The sequence below is a fragment of the Pseudomonas sp. S36 genome (assembly GCF_016647875.1).
Classification (GTDB): domain Bacteria; phylum Pseudomonadota; class Gammaproteobacteria; order Pseudomonadales; family Pseudomonadaceae; genus Aquipseudomonas; species Aquipseudomonas parafulva.
Genome location: NZ_JACVVG010000010.1, coordinates 47,884 through 67,342, shown reverse-complemented (window position 1 = coordinate 67,342; position 19,459 = coordinate 47,884). Strand labels below are relative to the sequence as shown.

Here is a 19,459-nt window from a genome sequence, read left to right as displayed (position 1 = left end):
GCGAGCCCCTACGCCGCCTTTGGCGGTAGCTTGCTCAGGTGCAACGCCACCAGCAGCGCTACCGCCAGCAGGCTGCCGATGAACAACCCGATGCCGTTCCAGCCCCACTGGTGCCAGAACACCCCGCCTGCCGTCCCGGCCACGCTCGACCCCGCGTAGTAGCAGAACAGATACAGGGATGATGCCTGCCCCTTGGCCCGCAAGGCGCGGCGGCCGATCCAGCTGCTGGCCACCGAGTGTGCCCCGAAGAAGCCGAAGGTGAACACCAGCATGCCCAAAATCACCATGAACAATGGGCTGGTCAGGGTCATCAGCATGCCCCCCGCCATGACCACGATACTCGCCCAGAACACCTTGCGCCGGCCCAGCTTGTCGGCCAGTGCGCCCACCTGCGCCGAGCTGTAGATACCCGACAGGTACACCACCGACAGCAGCCCCACCAGCGCCTGGTTCATGTGGTAAGGCTCCGCCAGCAGGCGATAGCCAATGTAGTTGAACAGGGTGACGAAGGCGCCCATCAGCAGGAACGCTTCGAGGAACAGCCAAGGCAGCCCGGCATCCTTGAAATGCACCACGAAGCCGTCCAGCAGGCTGCGCGGGTTCATGGCCTGGGGGCGGAAGTTGCGCGACTCGGGCAGCACTTTCCAGAACACCACCGCCGCCAGCAATGCCAGGCCACCCACCGTGAGCATCGCCGTGTGCCAGCTGACGAAGTCGATCAGCACGCCGGTAATCAGCCGGCCGCTCATGCCGCCAATGGCATTGCCGCCGATGTACAGGCCCATGGCCAGGCCGATGTGCTGCGGGTGAATCTCCTCGCTCAGGTAGGTCATTGCCACCGCTGCCAGGCCGCTCAGGGACAGCCCGACCAGTGCGCGGGTGGCCAGCACCAGCTCCCAGCTCGGTATCACAGCGCTGGCGATGGTGCACAGCGCCGCGCACACCAGCGCGAACACCATCACCGGCTTGCGTCCAATGCGGTCGGAGACGGGGCCGGTTATCAACAACCCGAACGCCAGCATGCCGGTTGCGACCGACAGCACCAGGCTGCTCTGCGCGGCATTGATGGCAAATTCCTTCGACAGCAGCGGCATCATCGGTTGCACGCAGTACAGCAGGGCAAAGGTGGCAAAGCCGCCACTGAACAGCGCCAGCACGGTTTTCATGAAGGCTGGCGTGCCTTTCTCGATCCACAGGTCGTTGAGCGAGGCAGTTTCAGGTTCGGCAGGCAAGGGAACAGCGGCGGTTTTCACTGGCGGGTACCTCAGGCGCAATGGAAAAAAGCATATAGCTGCCTAATGATTAGATCCAATATATTGTTCGACCTATTTAAGACGTTTCACGACCTGTTGGAGGCTGCCCTTGGAGCTGCGTCACCTGCGCTATTTCGTTGCCGTTGCCGAAGAACTGCACTTTGGCCGCGCCGCCCAGCAGCTCGGCATTTCACAGCCGCCCCTGAGCCAGCAGATCCAGGCGCTGGAGCAGGAGCTGGGCGCCAGGTTGTTCGAGCGTACCAACCGTCGGGTGGAACTCAGCGAGGCCGGGCGGCTGTTTCTGGAGGAGGCCCGGCTGGTACTGGCCCAGGTCGAGAAGGCGGCCGATGTGGCCAGGCGTGCCCAGCTGGGGGAGCTGGGCGAGATGAAGATCGGCTTTACGTCCTCTGCGCCGTTCACGTCGAAGATCCCCCAGGCGATCCATGCGTTCCGCCAGCGCTTTCCGGCAGTGCACCTGAACCTCAAGGAAATGAGCAGCCGCGAAGTCGCCGAAGGGGTGTTCGATGAGTCCATCGAAGTGGGCCTGATGCGGCCGATGCCGCTGCCCCAAGGGCTGGTTGCCACGGAGCTGTTCCGCGAGCCACTGGTGGCGGTGATCAATGCCTCGCATGCGCTGGCTCAGGCCACGGAGCAAGGCGTGCATCTGGCAGCGCTGGCCCAGGAACCTTTTGTGTTCTTCCCGCGCAGCTATGGCAGTGGTTTGTATGCCCAGCTGCTCAGCCTGGCGCGTCAGGCAGGCTTCAGCCCGCACTTTGCACAAGAGGCAGGGGAGGCGATGACGATCATCGGGCTGGTGTCGGCGGGGCTCGGGGTATCGGTGCTGCCGGCTTCTTACCAGCGTATGCGCATCGAGGGCGTGGTGTACCGCACGTTACTGGATACCGAAGCCACGTCTGCCGTGTGGCTGGTACAGCGCCAGTGCCAGCAGTCGGCGATGGCCACAGCCTTCGCCGAACTGCTGACCGGGCAGGTTCAGGCCTGACGCCAGCCTGCCCCGGTTGCGCCTGGGTATCAGTCTACGCGGGCCAGGTCGCCCTTGATGGCAACACCGGCGATGACCGCGCCGGCATGGCACTCGTAGGTGGCCGGGTCTTTGCGCTCGTTGCGCTTGTAGTAGCTGACGATGTTGGTCACGGCATTGGCGTTGGCCTTGCGCGCAGCGTCCTGCATGGTCAGCAGGGCCGACTGCAGGGCCCATTCGCAGGCCACTTCGTCACTCTTGTTGAAGGCGTTGGTCTTCTTGTTGGTCACGGCATTGGGGCTGACCACCTTGACCTTGCCGCGTGGCTGTACGCCCGCCAGGTAGAACTTGACCGAGCCATCGAGCTTTTTCTCGGCCAGCATTTGCTGCACTACCTTGTCGAATGGCAGGAACAGCGCGGTGTCACGGGCCTGGCTCAGGCCTGGCAGTGCAGCCAGCAGCAGGGCAGTGGCGGCGGTAAGGGTCTTCAAGCGCATCGGTTCTTCCTTGGTCGGTGGTTAGGGGGTAACGCTGCTTTGTTGCAACAGGCTCTGGCTGCTCACTGTGTTGAGCTGACGCACGATGCTGCGGTCCAGGTTGTAGACCCAGCGGTTGTAGTTGCGGTGGATCTTGCCGTCCTTGTACCCCAGTTCGCGGCTGTCGCGGTAGGCGATGCGGAACTGGCTGGCGCTGTAGTGGATATCCACGGCAGCGAAGAAGGTGTTGCGCACGGTGATGTCGGCCTGGATCACGCTCGGGTTTACCGAGCGAGCCGTCCAGCCTCGGTCGGCAATGGCCTTCAGAATGGCCTGTTGCACCTGCTGTTGGGTGTAGGGTGTCGCGGAGGCCAGCTGTTCAGCCGGGTTCAGCACCGGCTTCGACGTACAGCCGGCCAGGCCGGTGAGTACAAGGCCCAGGGCCGCTGCGCGGATCAGAGGGGACATTCCATGCTCTCCAGGTTTGGGGTTACGGCCAGCGGCGGAAGATCAACGACGTGTTGACCCCACCGAAAGCAAAGTTGTTGTTCATCACGAACTGGTGGTTCATGGTGCGGAACTCGCCGCGCAGGTAGTCCAGTTCGCCACAGCGCGGGTCTACTTCGTCCAGGTTCAAGGTGTGCACGTAGCGGTCACTGTTCATCATTTCGATGCTGAACCACGACTCCAGTGCCCCGCACGCCCCGAGCGTGTGGCCAAGAAAGCTCTTCTGCGAACTGATGGGCATGTGGGTGCCGAACAGGCTGCTGGTCGCCAGGGTCTCGGCGATGTCGCCCTGCTCGGTGGCGGTACCGTGGCCATTCACATAGCCGATTGCTGCGGGTGCCAGGCCGGCATCCTCCAGCGCCAGCTCCATGGCGCGGCGCATGGTCGTCTGCTCGGGGCGGGTGGTGTGCTGGCCATCGGCGTTGCTGCCAAAACCGACGATTTCGGCGTGTATCCTGGCCCCGCGGGCGCGGGCGTGTTCAAGTTCTTCAAGCACCAGCATGCCGCCGCCCTCGCCAATCACCAGGCCATCACGGCGGCAGTCGTAGGGGCGTGGGCTAAGGTGCGGGGTGTCGTTCATCAGGCTGGTGGCGTACAGCGCATCGAACACCATCGCCTCAGTGGGGCACAGCTCTTCGGCGCCCCCCGCCAGCATCATCGGCAGGCGCCCGTACTTGATCGCCTCATAGGCGTAGCCGATGCCCTGGCTGCCGCTGGTGCAGGCACTGGAGGTGGGGATCAGGCGCCCGGTGAGGCCGAAGAAGATGCTGATATTGGCGGCGGTGGTGTGCGGCATCATGCGCACGTAGGAATTGGCGTTGAGGCCGTCGGCCACCGAGTTGAGCAGCATGTTGCCGAACGCCTTGATCTCGTCCGTGCTGCCGGTGGACGAGCCGCAGGCCACCCCCATGCGCCCATCGCGGATGCTCGGGTCATCCAGCAGGCCTGCATCGACCAGTGCCCGCTCGGCCGCGGCCACCGCCAGGCGTGATACCCGGCCCATGCTGCGCAGTTGCTTGCGGGTCCAGTGGGCGGGCACCTTGAAATCATCGACGGGGCCGGCCAGCCGCGTATTCATTTCTTCGAAGCGGTCCCATTCGTCCATGCGCCGGATGCCACTGCGCTGGCTGGCGAAATGCCCGGCGATGGTCGCCCAGTCGCTGCCCAGCGAGGTGATGCCGGCCATGCCGGTGACGACAACCCGGCGCATCAGCACAACCCCCCGTTCACGGCCAGCACCTGGCGGGTGATGTAGGCAGCCTCCGCCGACATCAGGAAGTTGACTGCACCGGCCACTTCTTCAGCGGTGCCCATGCGCCCGGCAGGGATCATCTTCATCAGCTCGTCCACAGGCACGTGCTCGTCGAGCATGGCCGTGTCGATCAGCCCAGGGGCCACGCAATTGACGGTGATGCGGCGTTTGCCCAGCTCGATCGCCAGCGCCTTCGCCGCGCCGATCAGCCCCGCCTTGGAGGCGCTGTAGTTGACCTGGCCACGGTTACCGATCAACCCCGATACCGAGGTGATGCAGACGATGCGCCCGGGTGCCCGGCGGCGGATCATTGGCATGGTCAGTGGCTGCAGAACGTTGTAGAAACCGTCCAGGTTGGTACGCAGCACCTGGTCCCAGTCTTCGTCGGTAAGCGCCGGGAAGGCGCCATCGCGGGTCAGCCCGGCGTTGCACACCACGCCGTAATACGCCCCATGCTGCTCCACATCGCTCTCCAGGGCGGCGCGGCAGGCGGCACGGTCGGCAATGTCGAACTGCAGCACCCGTGCCTGTTGGCCCAGGGCCCGCACGTTTTCGGCCACGGCGTCGGCCTCGGCGCGGCCGCTGCGACAATGCAGGACCAGGTCGTAACCGGACCGGGCCAGGCGCAGGGCGATGGCGCGGCCAATGCCGCGGCTCGAACCGGTGACCAGAATGGTGTCAGTCATGGGGGGACTCCTCAGGGCCCGCTTCGGCCAGGTAGCTGGCCGCTTGCGGCGGGCGATACACGTTCAGGCGCGCACTGGCATGGATGCCGGGGCCGCGCAGGTGGCATTCGAACACGCCCATGCCGTTGTCGTCTTCGAGCGAACGCTGGGCGTGGATGTGCAGTTCGGCGCCGGCGGGGAAGTGCTCGACATCGCATTCGTATTTGCGTGCACCCAGCAGGAAACCCAGTTCGACTGCCTGGCCGTTGCGCCGGGCGCGGCAGCCGGCATAGGCCGCGACGCTCTGGGCCATCAGCTCGATGCCCAGCCACGCCGGCAGGCTGCCGTCGGCGCGGTTGAACAGGCCGCCAGGCTGCACGGTGGTGCGGGTGAAGATCTGCTCCTCATCGCAGCGCTCGATCTGGTCGATCAGGATCATGTCGCCGGCGTGGGGCAGCAGCTCGGCCAGTGGCCAGGGGTTCATGCGGTGTCTCCGAGAATCAGGCTGACATTATTGCCGCCGAAGGCGAACGAGTTGCTCATCAAACGGCGTGGGCCATCAGTACCCAGGCGCTGGCGGCCATCCACCAGGGCCAGGCCGGGCAGCGCCGGGTCGCGCTGCTGGTCCCACACATGCGGTGGCAGCAGGCCCAACGGGTTGTGCTCGCTCAGGCTCAGCCAGCAGAACGCTGCTTCCAGCGCGCCGGCCGCACCCAGCGTGTGGCCGGTCATGGGCTTGCTCGACGAACACGGCAGCGTGGCACCGAACAGGGCATGCACGGCCAGGCTTTCCATGGCGTCATTGTGCGCAGTGGCGGTGCCATGCAGGTTCAGGTAGTCGATTTGCGCGGGCGCGAGGCCGGCATTGTCCAGTGCTTTGCCCATGCACCGCAAGGCGCCGGCACCGGTCGGGTCGGGCGCGGATATGTGGTGGGCGTCCGAGCTGGCACCGGCACCCAGCAGTGCCAGGGTGCGGCCTTGCGCGTTGCGCTGGCGCGTCATCAGGAACAGGGCCGCCGCCTCGCCAATGTTGATGCCATCGCGGTTGGCCGAGAACGGGTTGCAGCGCTGCTCACTGACCGCTTCCAGGGCGCTGAAGCCATTGAGGGTGAGGCTGCACAGGCTGTCGACGCCGCCGCACAGCACGGCGTCGCACACGCCCAGCTGCAGCAGGCGCCGGGCGCTGAGCAAGGCGCGGGCACTGGAGGTGCAGGCCGTGGAGATGACGTAGGCCGGGCCGCTGAGTTGCAGCCAGTCGGCGAGGAAGTCGGCCGGCGCGCTCAGTGCCTGCTGTGCGTAGTGATAGTCGGCAGGGAACTGCCCGCTGTTGATGAACTGGCCGATGGCGGCACTGCCTTCGGCAATGCCGGACGTACTGGTCCCGAGAATGACGGCAACACGATGCCCACCATACTGGGCGATCGCCTGGCGGATGGCCGGCTCGATCTGCAGGGCGGCCGCGTACAGCAGCTGGTTGTTGCGGCTGTGCTGCTCGGGCAGCGGTACTGCGGGCAATGCCGCGGCGACCGCACCCACGGGCGGGCAGCGGTCGGGGATCCAGCCTGACGCGGGCTGCATGCCGGAACAATCGCCGGCGAACAGGCCGGCCGCCACTTCGGCCTGGCCCTGGCCAAGGGCGCAGATCAGGCCTAGGGCATTGAGGTAGGCGGTCATGGTCGGTTCTCGTGAGGCAGGGGGTCGATTACATAACGCAGGCCTTCACCGAGGTTCAAGTCGAAGGCATCCTCGCCCCGATAGGTGACGTGCCAGCGGTCACCCAGCCAACGCTGCCCCGCTTGCTCGCGGGCCTGTGGATAAAGCTGGGCCAGCTGCGCGGGCGGGGTAAGGGCGAACAATACGGCAGCGAACAGCTCCCGGGCTGCCGGGTTGGGCGGCAGCAGCCCATCGGCCTGCCATTGCTGGCCGTCCAGCAGCTGCCGGGCCTGGGGGATGCCCAGCAGGTCGAGCAGCGACCAGCGCAAGCGCTGGTGCTCGTCCTGGATCACCAGCAACCAGTCCTGGCGCTGGCCGGCCTGTTCGCGCTGCACATGCAACTGCTGCGGCAGGGTCAGCCCCGGCAGCCGCTCAGGCAGGGGCGGGCGCGCCGCGCAGGCGCTCAGCAGCAGGCACAGCGCGCATGCCAGGAAGGCTTTCATGCGGGCTCCAGCGGCTTGCGCGCAACCACGTTGACCAGCGTTTCCTCGCGTTCGCCCACCGGTGGCGGCTTGCGCAGGCCCAGGCGCTCAAGCAGGCCGAAGTCCTTGGCCCGGCTCCACCACAGGTAGGGGTAGGAGACATTGGCAGGGCCAAACTCGAAGCCCTGGCTGCGCAGCATCTGCAGGTAGCCCTCGGCACTCTTCTGCACGTGCATGGGGTGGCGGAAAAACCAGCGGATCACCCAGGTATCGATGTACGCCTCGGTGGACTCGGCGAACAGCAGGTAGCCGCCCGGCTTGAGTACTCGGTAAAACTCGGCCAGGGCTTTTTCCTGTTCCACCAGGTGGTGAAAGGTCTGGTGACAGAACAGCAGGTCGATGCTGGCGTCAGGGTAAGGCAGCTTGGCGCAGTCGCTGCCGCACAGCTCCACATTGATGCCCAGGCGCTGGGCCTCGGCTGCGCTCAGGTCAAGGCTGTGCGGGTCGGCATCGGTGCCCAGCAGGCGAGCGGGCGCAAATACCCGCTGCAGGTGCTTGAACGACCTGCCCTGCCCGCAGCCGGCATCCAGCAGCACTGCGCCCTGGGGCGGTGCACCGTCGAACAGCCGGCGCAGGTCTTCGATGGCCACCCGCAGCACGTGGTGCTGCCAGGTGTGACTGGCGAGAAAACGAAAGCCTATGCGCGTTTCCTCGACATAGGTGTCGCTCAGGAACGGGCGCTCACTCATGCCGGCGCCCTCGCGCACAGTTCGGCCAGGGTGCGCAGCCGGCGCCGGGGTTCGGCCACGAACGGGTTGCGCGTGTCCCAGGCATAGCCAGCCAGGATGGAGCTGATCATGGCGCGGATTTCCGGCGAGCTGCCTGGGTGGTAGATCACGTCCTGGAAACTGCCGTCGTACCAGCCTTCGACATAGACACGGAAGGTGTCGACGCCCTGCTGAAGGGGTTCGGCAAACTCGGTCTGCCAGTTCACCGTTTCACCTTGCAGTTGGCGGTGCAGCAGGCCGGCGGCCATGCTCGCCGAGCGCATGGCGATGGTGACGCCGGAGGAGAACACCGGGTCGAGGAATTCGGCGGCGTTGCCGAGCAGGGCATAGCCCTTGCCGTGCAGCGCCTTGACGTTGGCCGAATAGCCCCCGATGGTGCGCGCCGGGGTATCCCACACTGCATTGGCCAGCACCTTGGCCAGGCTCGGCGCCTGTGCCACGAAGTGCTTGAGGCAGGCGTCGAGGTCCTCGGGGGCGTTGGCATAGTGTTCTGCGGCCGCCACCACGCCCAGTGAGGTGCGGCCGTCGCTGAAGGGGATGGTCCAGAACCAGATGTCACGGTGCTCGGGGTGGGTGGTGATGAGGATCTTGTCGCGGTCGAAGCCTGGGTGGTCGATACGGTCTTCGATGTGCGTGAACACGGCCCGGCGCACCGGGAAGGCCGACGGTGCTTCGAGGTCCAGCATTCTTGGCAGTACCCGGCCGTAGCCGCTGGCGTCCAGCACGAAGCCGGCCTGCACGGTGTACTCGCTGCCGTCCGGGCGGCGCACGCGCACCTGGGGCTGCTCGCCATTCATGTCGGCGCTGACGATCTCGTGCTCGTAGCGTATCTCCACGCCCTGGGCTTCGGCCTGGTCGGCCAGCAACTGGTCGAAGCGGGCCCGCTGCACCTGGAAGGTGCTGGGTTTACCCTGGGTGAAGGTCTGGCCGAAGTCGAATGCCGTGTACTCGTCGCCCCAGGCGAAGGCGGCGCCATTCTTGTGCTGGAAGCCTGCGGCTTGCAGGGCCTCAAGCATGCCGGCCTCCTCGACGAAATCCAGGCAGTGGGACAGCAGACTTTCGCCGATTGAAAAACGCGGAAAACGCTGGCGTTCGATTACCAGCACATCGTGCCCCTGGCGCTTGAGCAGGGCCGATGCGATGGCGCCGGAAGGCCCGGCACCGATCACGAGGACTTGGCGTTGTTGTAGGTCAGCGTTTGGCATGCGGGCTCCTTGCCATGGATGGGGCGTTGAGTGGAAGACGGTGCAGGCCGGCCAGCGCCGGCATCAGGGTGGCAACCAGGCTCATCAGCATCAGCGCGAAATACACTGCAGGGCTGATCAGCTGCTGCGACAGCAACAGGTTGAGGAAAACGATTTCGCTGAGGCCACGAATGTTCAGCAGCAGGCTCTCGCGCCATCTGCTGGCCCCGGGGAATGACGGGGTGGCCCAGCACAGGCCCAGCCAGTTCCCCAGCAGCTTGCTGGCGATCGGCAGCGCGACCAGCGCGCACAGTTGCCAGCCGTCCAGGCTGTCGAGGGCGTGGTGTGCATCGATCTGTATCACGCCGTAGGTCAGTATCAACGGCACGGCGAGGCTGTGTTGCACTCGGCGGTTGCAGGTATCGGGCAATGGCAGCGTGGCCGGTATCCTGCGCCAGGCAAGGCAGGCCAGGTAGCCCATGCCGAAGACCAGGGCATTGAGCTTGTAGTGTTCGGCAACGAACAGCAGCGCCAGAAACAGCGCCCCATAAGCCTTGGGTGCGCGCAGGCCCAGTGCATGAAGCGGCAGCGGCAGCAAGGCAGCCAGCAACGGCAACGCCAGTGTGCCCGGGTGCAGGCTGCCTTGGCCCAGGCCCAGCAGCAGCCAGCAGGCCACGTCGATGAGGATGGCCGCTTGCAGCAACCGCCGGCTGGCGGCAGCGGGGTAATCGATAGCCCGCAGGTACAGGTACAGCACAGGGATTGCGGTAATGGCGAAGACCAGGCCCAGGGCCAGGGCAGCGACGCCGCTCAAACCCATCAGCCCTTTCGCGCAGGCCAGGCCGCAGGCGAACGGCAGCAGAAAGCTGGGTAACGCCAGTTTGACAGCCTGGCGGTCTGGCCGCAGGGCCAGCACATCGGTGAGGATGTGCCCGAGCAGCAGGGCGAAGCTGGCGCCGTACAGGGTCTTGACCCAGACCGGTGCGATCAATGCGGGGCCGTCCAGCTGCCAGTGCGGGGTTATCCACAGCCCCATCACCGCAGGCAGCACCAGGGTGGCCAGCAGCAGCTGGCTGACGATGGGGATCAGGCCCAGGCGTTTGCCCAGCTGGCTGGCGAGGGCAAATGCTGCCAAGGCCAGGCCCCAGAACAGAATGATCGTCATGGTGGCGTTGGCGCTCCGTCGCGAGGGGCGGCCCAGGGCGCCAGCAGGAAGCTGAAGACCAGGCCCAGGCTTACCGCTGCGCCGAAGTTGCTCACCGCCGGGGTGCTGGACAGGGCCAGCAGCCCGAACGACAGCCAGGTGGTGAGCGCGGCCAGCAGGGTACCCAGCAGGCTCACGGCCGCCCCGCCTATGCGCTCATGCATGAGGATGGCGTAGTCGACGCTGATGGCAGTGACCAGCAACAGCCCGAACAGGCTGAACAGCGTCAGGGGTTGGCCCAGCCAGCCCAGGCTTGCCAGGCTGCACAGCGCGGCGAGCAGCGGCAGTGCAACGATGCGCAGCGAACCACGCAGGCCGAAGGGCATCACCAGCAACACCAGGATCAGCACGCAGGACAGCAGCTTGAGTTCCGCTGCGCTTACCTGGGTCGCCGCAAACAGCTGGTTGAGTTCGCCCAGCCGGTCCACCAGTTGCACGCCGTCCAGGTCCTGGGTCTGCAACTGCAGCAACGCTGCATCCGACAACCCCTGAAGGCTGACGATGGCAGCTACGCCCTGAGCATCGGCGCCCAGCCACAACGGCCGCCATGCTTCGCCCAGGGGGCCTGCCAACACCTGTTCGATGGCCTGCACAGGTAATGCCTGCAACTGCTGGATCTCGGCCTGCAAGGCCGCTTCGGGTACGCCAAGCGCCACCAGCGGCTGCCAGTGCTCGGGCAGCACCTCCAGCGCCTTGCGCGCCTGCTGTTGCTCGGCGGGGCTGGCAACCAGCTGGCTGAGGCTCATGAAGCCCTTGAGCTTGCCCAGTTCCACCAGTTCCGTGAGTTTGGCCCCCAGCGCCTGGGTGCGCGCCAGCAGTTGTTGCTGGTCGGCAGCGCGCACCAGGTAGAACTGGCTGGTAGGTTGGTAGCCAGTGATGCGCGCCACGGCCTGGGCTTGCTGCAACAGTTGCGGCGGCGTACCGACCCACTGGCGGATGTCGTTGCGCGTCTGCAGGTGCCAGAGGCCGCCGGCGCAGAACAGCAGCACCAAGGCCAGCAAGGCGCCACTGGGCACCCTGCGCAGCAGCGCTTCACGCCACTGTGTCAGGGCCTGGGTGATGCGCAGCGGCCATAGCGCCGGCCTGAGCTGCGCCGACGCCAGCAACGCGGGCAGCAGGCACACTGCGCTCAGGTAGGCGCCCAGCAGGCCGGCGGCGGAAAACGCGGCGATCTGGGTCAGGGCCGGGAAGGGTGTGAAGGCCAGGGCCAGGTAGCCAATGCAGCTGGTCGCCAGGCTCAGGCTCATGCCCGGCAGGGTGAGGCGCACCGCCGACCAGCTGTGCCAGGGTTTCAGGCTCCAGCTCTTGGACAGGTAGTGCAGCGGGTAGTCCACTGCCACACCGATCAGGCTGGAGCCGAGCACCAGGGTCATGACGTGCATCTGGCCGAACAGGGCCGCGCACACCACCGAGCCGAACAGCATGCCCACCAGCACTGGTACGAACGCCAGCAGTGCCCGCCAGTTACGGAAGGCCAGCCACAGCAGCAGCAGAATACCCAGCGTGGCGCCACCGCCTACCCAGCTGATTTCGCGGCTGGCCTGCTGCTGGCCGGCAGCAGCGTGCAGCAGGCCGCTGGCCGCCAGCAGCTGGGCACCGAGCGGTTCGGCCTGCTGGCGGGCGTTGGCCAGAAGGTCGGCCACCTGCAATGGCAACTGCATGTCGAATGCGTTGCCCAGGGTACGGGCACGCAGCAGCACCCAATAGTGGTCATCCGCTTGGGCAATCAGCGCGCCGCTGGCCGTATCCAGTTCGACATTGGAGGGCTTGGGCTGGCTGTTCTGGACACGCCCCGTGAGCCCCAGCCAGTCGTCCTGGTTGGGCACCAGGCTGAACCCGGCAAACGGGTCGAACAGGCTTTGCACCCGTTGCGCCACGAACGCATCGGGTTGCGCTTCCAGCTGTTGCCGGTCTGCGGGCGCCAGCATGGCCAGCCGGCCCTGCAACAATTGCGTGCGCACAGCCTGCAGGTCGGTCTGCAGGCTCCACTGGACCTTTTCGAACAAGCCGCTGGCCTGCCACTGCCCGGCCAGCTTCTCGGCCAGGGCCAGCGCCTGCTGGCGTTGCGGGTGCCCTACCAGTACCAGCAGTTCGCGGTTCAGCGGCTCCTGCATGCGCTGCTCGGCACGCTGCACCAGTGGGTCCTGGGTGGCGCCAGGCACCAGCGACATCAGGTCGGCCGACAGCGGCGCGCCCCGGTGCCACTGCCAGCCGGCCACGGCAAGCATGGCCAGCAGCAGGCAGACGAACAGGCGCGGCAGCAGGCGTTCAGTTGGCAAAGTCGCTGCGCTCCGCGTCGCTCAGGTCAGCAGCGCCGCTGCTTTCGGGCATGCGCAGCACCGTGCTGTCGCCCTGGGTTTCGCTCAATTCGATGCGTTGTACATAGCGCCCACCGGTGATGTCGATGCGCTTGAACACCTGCTTGAGCAGCAGCGAACGGGGGGTGAGCTGCAACTGCCAGTGGGCGGCGTCCCCGGTGAGGGCCAGCTCGAAGTCACGTTGCAGGCCGGTGCTGTCGCCTTGCAGCACGGCGAAGAACAGGCGGTTCTGCTCGGCACCGGCGCTACGGTTGGGCAGGGCCTGCCAGCCGCTCGGGTCGCGCCGGGCGATGCCATGGGCATCGATGCGGTAGTCCTGGCGCAGCGGGGTTTGCAGCAGCCACAGCAGCCCGTGGTCGCGGGCCAGCACGAACTGCCCCTGGCTCAGCAGTGGCTGGGGCAGGGCACGTAGGTGCTTTTCCTGCACGAACGGGCCTTTGACCACGGCGGGGGCGCTGAGCTGCTTTTGCAGGTCGTCGAGGGTGAAGGCGAAGGTGAGGGGGCTGATAAGCCACAGCAGCAAGGCCAGGACGAGCGGGCCTGCTTTGCAGGCTATCGCCGGCAAGCCGACGCCTGCAGTACGCCGGAGGGCGCGGTTACCGATGGGGTTCATGCAAGCACCTGCTGGACGGCATCGAGCACTACCTGGGGCGAGGCCAGCTGCATTTCGCCACTGGCAATGTGCACGGCGACCTGCACGGTGCTGGCCCGGGTCATGCGCTCACCGGTTTCGGCATCGCTGATCAGGTAATGGATTTTCAGGCGGTTTTCCCACTCCACCAGGCTGGCCCTCACGCTCAGGCGCTGGCCGAAGGTGGCGCCGCGCATGTAGCGCAACTGCAGGTCGATCACCGGCCATGCGTAGCCGCTGGCCTGCATCTGCACGTAGTTGTGCGAGAGGCGGTCGAGCAGGGCGCAGCGGGCCACCTCCAGGTACTTCACGTAATGGCCATGCCACACCACGTGCATGCTGTCGACGTCGAAGAATGGCACGACCACCTCGCTGTCGACGTGGAATACCCCGGCGCTACGCATGCAGCCTCCAGTGGCGCTGGCCGATCCGTTGCAGGCAGTGGCGCAGGTCTTGCTCCAGGGCCCTATCTTCGATCACCGGGGCAAACTCACCCAGCAGCGCTTCGTGCATGTGCGCCAGCGCAGGCGGCAATGGGCGTGCATCGGCATGGCGGCTGCGCAGCCACACACCCTGGTTGGCGGCCAGCAGCGCGGCGGCAGCCACCTGTTCGGTCAGTTCCAGCACGCGCAGGGCATCGCGGGCAGCGATTGTGCCCATGCTCACCTTGTCCTGGTTGTGGCACTCGGTGGAGCGCGAGAACACGCTGGCGGGCATGGTCTGCTTGAGGGCTTCGGCGGTCCAGGCGCTGGTGCCAATCTGCACGGCCTTGAAGCCGTGGTTGATCATCGCCCGGTCGGCCGGCGCGCCAGACAGGTTGCTCGGCAGGCCATGGTTGTAGCGCACGTCCACCAGCAGTGCGAGCTGCCGGTCGAGCAGGTCGGCGACATTGGCCACCAGGGTTTTCAGGCTGTCCATGGCAAAGGCGATATGCCCGCCGTAGAAATGCCCGCCGTGCAGCACACGTTCAGCGTCACCGTCGATGATCGGGTTGTCGTTGGCGCTGTTCAGTTCGGTTTCGATGAAGCCGCGCAGCCAGCCCAGGCTGTCGGCCAGTACCCCCAGCACGTGCGGCGCGCAGCGCAGCGAGTAGCGGTCCTGCAGGCGGTGCAGGGTCGGCAGCGGGGCGTCGATGGCAAGGTCCTGGCGCAGCCAGGCGGCGACTTGCGCCTGGCCGGGGTGCGGCTTGGCGGCGAACAGCCGTTCATCGAAGTGTTCCGGGTTACCCTGCAGGGCGATCACGTTCAGGGCGGTGATGCGGGTGGCCAACTGCAGCAGGTAGTCGGCGCGGCTGTAGGCCAGGCACGCCAACCCGGTCATCACCGCAGTGCCGTTCATCAGCGCCAGGGCTTCCTTGGGCCGGAGCACCAGCGGTTGCCAGCCCAGTTCGCGGTGCACGTCGGCGCTGCTGCGGCGCACGCCCTGGTACATCACATCGCGCTCGCCTGACAGCGTCGCGGCCACATAAGACAGCGGCGTAAGGTCACCGCTGGCGCCCACCGAGCCTTCTTCGGGGATCAGCGGCAGGATGTCGTGCGCGAGGAAGTCGCGCAGGCGCTCCAGAAGCTCAAGGCGCACGCCGGAAACACCATGGCTGAGCGAGCGCAGGCGTGCGGCCAGCACCGCGCGGGTGGCAGGGGCATCCAGCAGCTTGCCGAGGCCGCAGCCGTGGAAGGTGTACAGGTGCTGTGGCAGCGCCTCCACATGTTCCAGTGGTACAGCCACCACGCAGGAATCACCGTAGCCGGTGGTGACGCCGTAGATCACCCCTTCCTTGTCGAGCAGGGTGTCGAGAAACCTTGCACCCCGGGCGATACGTTCTCGGTAGGCGGCGTCGTCCTGCAGGTGCACCTGGGCACGGCGTTCTGCCAGGGCCACCACCTGTTCGATTGCCAGCGGCGCTTCGCCGAACGTGACAGCTTCATGCGGATGCATCGTCATCGGTCTTCCAGAAAGGGTAGAAATTGAACCACTGCAGGGGCGCCTGGGTGCAGTAGTGGCCCAGGCGGTCGGCGTAGCGTGTGGCCCACTCGGCGATTACCTGATCGCGCTGGCCGCGTCGCCATTGCAGGCGCTCGGCAAAGGGTTCGAGGGTGACGTGGTAGCGCCCCTGGTGCTTGAGGCAGAACAGCAGGTTGAGCGGGCATTCGAGCATGCCCGCCAGCAGCCACGGGCCTTGCGGAAAGGCTGCCCGGTGGCCGAGGAAATCCACTTCTACCGTGCGCCCGCCGTGCAGGGGCACACGGTCACCGGCAATCGCCAGCCATTCGCCACGCTCCAGCCGTTCGGACAATTGCAGCATGACAGCTGGGTCCAGTTCGCTGACCTGGATCAGCCTCAGGTTGGTAGCCCCCGCTTCACCCAACAGGCGGTTGAAGCGCTCGGCATGGCGGGTGTGCACCAGCACGTTCATGGTGACCTGCTCGCCGATTTCGGCGAGGGCGCGGCACACTTCAAGGTTGCCCAGGTGCGCCCCTACCAGCATTTGCCCACGGCTGCCGCGCAGTTGCCGGCGCAGTTGGGCCGGGTCGTGGATCTCGATGTCTTCGATACGCAGCTTGCCGTTCCACACGTCCAGCTTGTCCAGCAGGGCCTCGGCGAAGGCCATGAACTGGCGGAACACCTGCCATTGGCTGGGGGCGGTGGTCTGCCCGCCGCTCCATTGGCGCAGCCGCTGCTGGTACTGCCAGGCGCTGCGCCGGGCGCGGCGGCCAAACAGGAAGAAGTAGGCGACGATGAGGTGGATCAACGGGCTGAGCATGCGCCGGCCCAGCAGGCGCACCAGGGTGGCTGTGAGTTTCATCAGCCAGAAGCTGCCGCGCTCCTGATGTTCGGCCCAGTGCTGCGACGGTTCGCTCATGCCCGCCACCTGCGCCAGAGTATTGCCGGTGCCCGCAGCAGCATGCCGAAGAACAGCTTGGCGTGCATTTTCGAGATCAGCGCGTTGTCATGGAACAGCCTGAAATGTGACAGGCCGTCCTGGGGGTAGTGCACCCGGGTGGGCAGCCAGCGCATCGGCTGGTTGCGCCAGGCCAGGCGCACCAGGATTTCAGGGTCGAAGTCCATGCGCTTGCCCAGTTTGACGCTGTCGATCATCGCCAGGGTGGCAGGCAGGGGATACACGCGAAAACCGCACATGGAGTCGGGGATCTGCAGCGACAAGCTGTTGATCCACACCCACACGTGGGTGAGGTAGCGGGCATACAGCCTGCCCTTGGGCACACTGGCATCGTACTGGGGGTAACCGCACACCAGTGCCTGTGGGTGGTTGCGCGACTGGTCGATGAACAGCCCCACATCGAGCAGGTTGTGCTGGCCATCGGCGTCTACCTGCAGCGCATGGCTGAAGCCAAGGCGTGCAGCCTCTCGCAGGCCAGCCATTACCGCGCCACCCTTGCCCTGGTTCACGGCCAGGGTGACCAGATACACATCACGCTGGCTGGCCAGGTGTGCGAGCACTTGCGCGCAGGCGGGATGGCTGGCGTCATCGACCAGCACGCAGGGCAGGCCCGCTTGCTGCAGTTCGGCTACCACAGCCGGCAGTGCCTGCTCGTGGTTGTACACGGGGATGACCGCGCAGGGCTTATGCACAGGTGTTCTCCAGCAGGATACGGCCGCTGGAGCAGGGCTGCCCCGCGCAGGTGAAGGCGAAGTACAGTTTGCTGCGTGCCCGGTCCAGGCGAAGGCTCAGTGCCAGCTGGTCGCCGGGGCGCACCAGCTGCTGGAACTTCAGCACTTCCATGCCGGCGAAGTGCAGCCCGGCCTGCAGGTGTTCGGTTGCCAGCGCGATGGCCCAGTCGATCTGCACCACGCCCGGCAGCACTGGCGTACGCGGGAAATGCCCGGAGAAACACGCCAGGTCCAGCGGCACGGCGAGGTTGAACTGCAGTTCGTCGCCCGCGCCCTGCTGTGCCAGCACCTGCGGCGCCATGCTGCGTGGTGCCTCCAGCAGCGTGTGCAGGGCCGCCTGGGGTAGCTTGCCCTGGCTGTTGAGTGGCAGTTGCTGCATCAGCCGCCAGCGGCGCGGCAACGCCAGCGCCTCGCAGTGGCCCGCCAGGTGTTTACGCAGCGTATCCAGCAGTACCCGGCGGCCCTGGTTGCGCAGCGCGTGCAGGCCTGCCGCGGTTGGCACCAGCAACGCGGCCAGGTACGCCCGGCCTTGTTCGATCATGCCCAGGCGCGCTTCAGCCACCCAGGGGTGGGTGCACAGGGCCTGCTCCAGCATGGGCAGGGAAATGCGCTTTTCTTCCAGCTTGACGATGCGGTCCAGGCGGCCCAGCAGGCGGAAACGCCCGTCTTGCGAGAACTCCGCAGCATCCGCGCTGTGTTCCACATGCCCAGCAGGCAGGTAAGGCGAGGCGATACGCATCGCGCCATCGGCGCCGTGGCTCAATTGCACGCCGGCAAAGGGCTGCCACAGGGCTTGCCCCTGGCGCCAGGCGATACCGCCGGTTTCCGAACTGCCGAGAATTTCTGCAGGCCACTGGCCAAGGCGTTGCTGCAGGCGCTGGGCGGCATCGGCCGGCAGCTCGCCACCGGACGAAAATACCTTGCGCACCGGTTGCAGGGCAGGCCAGTCCAGGTTCTCGCCCATGCGCTTGAGCAGGGCAGGGCTGGCCACCCAGGCGAACGCAGGGTGCTCACGGCTGGCCCGTTGCAGGTCTTCGGGGAAGGGCAGCTGGCGCCGCTCGAAGCCGCGCCCGGCGCACAGGGGCCACAGCACACGGAACAGCAGGCCGTAGATGTGCTGGGTGGCGACACTGCCGATGATCCAGGCCCGGCCCAGGTCGGCTCCCCAGAGTTGCTCGAGTGCCTCTACCTCGTTGGCCAGCTGGCGCAGCTGCTTGTCGATGCGCTTGGGTTCGCCACTGGACCCGGACGTGCACAGGCTGATGCGGCACAGGTCCAGGTCCAGCGCGGCGGGGGGCATGGCTTGGCCCATCAATGCCTCGAACGGCGTATCGCCGGGCTGGTCGCTGAGCCACAGGTCGACATGGCTGTGCCAGCGCTCACGGGTGGCGGGCTGCAGGTCGGCGGGCAGCAGCACCTCGACGCCCGCCCGCCAGGCACCCAGCAGGGCGGCGGCCAGTTGGGCCGCGTCCTCCAGGTGAATGGCCAGGCGCCGGGCACCGCGCTGGTGCAGGCCCCCCGCCAGCCGCAGGGCCTGTTGGCACAGGCCAGCATGGTTCAGGGCGGGGGCCTGGGTCACCGGCCGCGACGCGTCCAGCGCCAGCAGCAGGTGTTCGAGGTTGATCCAGTTCATGAGCGTCCTCGCACACGTTGTCTTATCAGCCATTCCAGGGCGAACAGCACGCCCATGGCGGCGTAGGCGATGATGCCGTTGTACAGCGTCCACCACGTCAGGGGTGCCCATAGCGTGAGGCTGGCGGCGATCAGGCCGTTAAGCAGAAAAAACAGGCACCAGGCCTGGGTGACGTGCCGCGTATAGCGCACCGCTCGCGGCGGCAGCTGTGGGTCGCGCAGGCGTGCAAGGCGCTCGGCCACCGGCATGCCGTGCAGCAGGCTGGTACCGAACAGCGCCAGCATGAAGGCACTGATCAACACCGGGTACCAGCGCAGCAGGGCCTGGCTGTCGGACAGCCCCAGTACGCAGCAGAATGCCAGGGCGGCCACGGCCATCCACAGGCTGCCGGGGCGGCGCGGCGCGCTGAGCACACGGGCCAGCCACAGGCTGCCAAGCAGCAGGCCGAATTGCCAGGGGGCGAAATGGGCCATGCCGAAGTGCACCGCAAACGGGTACAGCAGGCCGGCCACCAGCAGGCCCAGGCCAATCAGCTGTTTCATGCCGCCGGGTTTACCAGGCGGAACACAGCCTCGACCACGTCGTTGACGGTGCGCACCGACTTGAATTCGTCAGCGGCGATTTTTTTGCCCGTCTGGCGCTTGATGTGATCGATCAGGTCGACGGCGTCGATGCTGTCGATTTCCAGGTCCTGGTACAGGTTGGCGTCGAGGCTGATGCGGGCCGGGTCCAGCTCGAACAACTCGACCAGGGCGTCGCGCAGGATGTTGAAGATGTCTTCACGGGTTTGCATGGTGCGGT

At 66.3% G+C, this 19,459-nt stretch carries 21 protein-coding genes; 1 reads left to right on the top strand and 20 read right to left on the bottom strand.

The window, feature by feature from the left end; all coding sequences use genetic code 11:
• Positions 1-8 precede the first annotated feature (8 nt).
• The gene (locus IAE36_RS08150) at positions 9-1,253 is read right to left on the bottom strand and encodes an MFS transporter (protein ID WP_201211698.1); all 1,245 of its coding nucleotides are present in this window, start codon (positions 1,251-1,253) and stop codon (positions 9-11) included.
• A gap of 109 nt (positions 1,254-1,362) precedes the next feature.
• Here IAE36_RS08150 and IAE36_RS08145 point away from each other — a divergent pair, with 109 nt between their 5' ends.
• Positions 1,363-2,256 carry a LysR family transcriptional regulator gene (locus IAE36_RS08145; RefSeq protein WP_201211696.1) on the top strand — a complete coding sequence of 298 codons (894 nt, stop codon included), beginning with the start codon at positions 1,363-1,365 and terminating at the stop codon, positions 2,254-2,256.
• A 29-nt stretch (positions 2,257-2,285) separates the two neighbouring features.
• On the opposite strand, the gene IAE36_RS08140 is transcribed toward IAE36_RS08145, so the two are convergent.
• Genes IAE36_RS08140 through IAE36_RS08050 form a run of 19 tightly spaced genes read right to left on the bottom strand, consistent with a single transcriptional unit; the run spans position 2,286 to position 19,451 of the window.
• Complete coding sequence (locus IAE36_RS08140) at positions 2,286-2,732, bottom strand: hypothetical protein (RefSeq protein ID WP_028632020.1); 447 nt, start codon at positions 2,730-2,732, stop codon at positions 2,286-2,288.
• Positions 2,733-2,753: 21 nt separating this feature from the next.
• Positions 2,754-3,179, bottom strand: a complete 426-nt coding sequence (locus IAE36_RS08135; protein WP_060480798.1) for a hypothetical protein — start codon at positions 3,177-3,179, stop codon at positions 2,754-2,756.
• A 22-nt stretch (positions 3,180-3,201) separates the two neighbouring features.
• On the bottom strand, positions 3,202-4,428 hold the full coding sequence (locus tag IAE36_RS08130) for a beta-ketoacyl-ACP synthase (RefSeq protein ID WP_201211694.1): 1,227 nt from the start codon (positions 4,426-4,428) through the stop codon (positions 3,202-3,204).
• Positions 4,428-5,156 (bottom strand): 3-oxoacyl-ACP reductase FabG, encoded by a 729-nt coding sequence (fabG, locus tag IAE36_RS08125; protein ID WP_028632017.1) that lies wholly within the window; start codon positions 5,154-5,156, stop codon positions 4,428-4,430. Before fabG ends, IAE36_RS08130 begins: the two co-directional genes overlap by 1 nt.
• Entirely contained in the window at positions 5,149-5,619 is a 471-nt protein-coding gene (locus IAE36_RS08120; RefSeq protein WP_028632016.1) for a hotdog family protein, read from the bottom strand. Before IAE36_RS08120 ends, fabG begins: the two co-directional genes overlap by 8 nt.
• A complete protein-coding gene (locus IAE36_RS08115; protein ID WP_201211692.1) occupies positions 5,616-6,809 on the bottom strand; it encodes a beta-ketoacyl-[acyl-carrier-protein] synthase family protein in 1,194 nt (397 codons plus the stop codon). The genes IAE36_RS08120 and IAE36_RS08115 overlap by 4 nt, the downstream gene beginning before the upstream one ends.
• A complete protein-coding gene (locus IAE36_RS08110) occupies positions 6,806-7,291 on the bottom strand; it encodes a hypothetical protein (protein ID WP_028632014.1) in 486 nt (161 codons plus the stop codon). The genes IAE36_RS08115 and IAE36_RS08110 overlap by 4 nt, the downstream gene beginning before the upstream one ends.
• Complete coding sequence (locus IAE36_RS08105; protein ID WP_201163047.1) at positions 7,288-8,019, bottom strand: class I SAM-dependent methyltransferase; 732 nt, start codon at positions 8,017-8,019, stop codon at positions 7,288-7,290. Before IAE36_RS08105 ends, IAE36_RS08110 begins: the two co-directional genes overlap by 4 nt.
• The gene (locus IAE36_RS08100) at positions 8,016-9,263 is read right to left on the bottom strand and encodes an NAD(P)/FAD-dependent oxidoreductase (RefSeq protein ID WP_028632012.1); all 1,248 of its coding nucleotides are present in this window, start codon (positions 9,261-9,263) and stop codon (positions 8,016-8,018) included. The genes IAE36_RS08105 and IAE36_RS08100 overlap by 4 nt, the downstream gene beginning before the upstream one ends.
• The gene (locus IAE36_RS08095; protein ID WP_201211690.1) at positions 9,250-10,407 is read right to left on the bottom strand and encodes a sodium:proton antiporter; all 1,158 of its coding nucleotides are present in this window, start codon (positions 10,405-10,407) and stop codon (positions 9,250-9,252) included. Before IAE36_RS08095 ends, IAE36_RS08100 begins: the two co-directional genes overlap by 14 nt.
• Positions 10,404-12,725 (bottom strand): MMPL family transporter, encoded by a 2,322-nt coding sequence (locus tag IAE36_RS08090; RefSeq protein WP_201211688.1) that lies wholly within the window; start codon positions 12,723-12,725, stop codon positions 10,404-10,406. Before IAE36_RS08090 ends, IAE36_RS08095 begins: the two co-directional genes overlap by 4 nt.
• Positions 12,715-13,377, bottom strand: a complete 663-nt coding sequence (locus IAE36_RS08085; protein WP_201211686.1) for an outer membrane lipoprotein carrier protein LolA — start codon at positions 13,375-13,377, stop codon at positions 12,715-12,717. The genes IAE36_RS08090 and IAE36_RS08085 overlap by 11 nt, the downstream gene beginning before the upstream one ends.
• A complete protein-coding gene (locus IAE36_RS08080) occupies positions 13,374-13,799 on the bottom strand; it encodes an acyl-CoA thioesterase (RefSeq protein ID WP_201211684.1) in 426 nt (141 codons plus the stop codon). Before IAE36_RS08080 ends, IAE36_RS08085 begins: the two co-directional genes overlap by 4 nt.
• Positions 13,792-15,336, bottom strand: coding sequence for an HAL/PAL/TAL family ammonia-lyase (locus IAE36_RS08075; protein WP_201211682.1), 1,545 nt, complete (start codon positions 15,334-15,336; stop codon positions 13,792-13,794). Before IAE36_RS08075 ends, IAE36_RS08080 begins: the two co-directional genes overlap by 8 nt.
• Positions 15,317-16,255, bottom strand: a complete 939-nt coding sequence (locus IAE36_RS08070; RefSeq protein ID WP_060480789.1) for an LpxL/LpxP family acyltransferase — start codon at positions 16,253-16,255, stop codon at positions 15,317-15,319. The genes IAE36_RS08075 and IAE36_RS08070 overlap by 20 nt, the downstream gene beginning before the upstream one ends.
• Positions 16,252-16,986, bottom strand: coding sequence for a glycosyltransferase family 2 protein (locus tag IAE36_RS08065; protein WP_201211680.1), 735 nt, complete (start codon positions 16,984-16,986; stop codon positions 16,252-16,254). Before IAE36_RS08065 ends, IAE36_RS08070 begins: the two co-directional genes overlap by 4 nt.
• A complete protein-coding gene (locus tag IAE36_RS08060; protein WP_201211678.1) occupies positions 16,979-18,658 on the bottom strand; it encodes an AMP-binding protein in 1,680 nt (559 codons plus the stop codon). Before IAE36_RS08060 ends, IAE36_RS08065 begins: the two co-directional genes overlap by 8 nt.
• Positions 18,655-19,200, bottom strand: a complete 546-nt coding sequence (locus IAE36_RS08055; RefSeq protein ID WP_028632003.1) for a membrane protein — start codon at positions 19,198-19,200, stop codon at positions 18,655-18,657. The genes IAE36_RS08060 and IAE36_RS08055 overlap by 4 nt, the downstream gene beginning before the upstream one ends.
• On the bottom strand, positions 19,197-19,451 hold the full coding sequence (locus IAE36_RS08050; RefSeq protein ID WP_028632002.1) for an acyl carrier protein: 255 nt from the start codon (positions 19,449-19,451) through the stop codon (positions 19,197-19,199). Before IAE36_RS08050 ends, IAE36_RS08055 begins: the two co-directional genes overlap by 4 nt.
• Positions 19,452-19,459 lie beyond the last annotated feature (8 nt).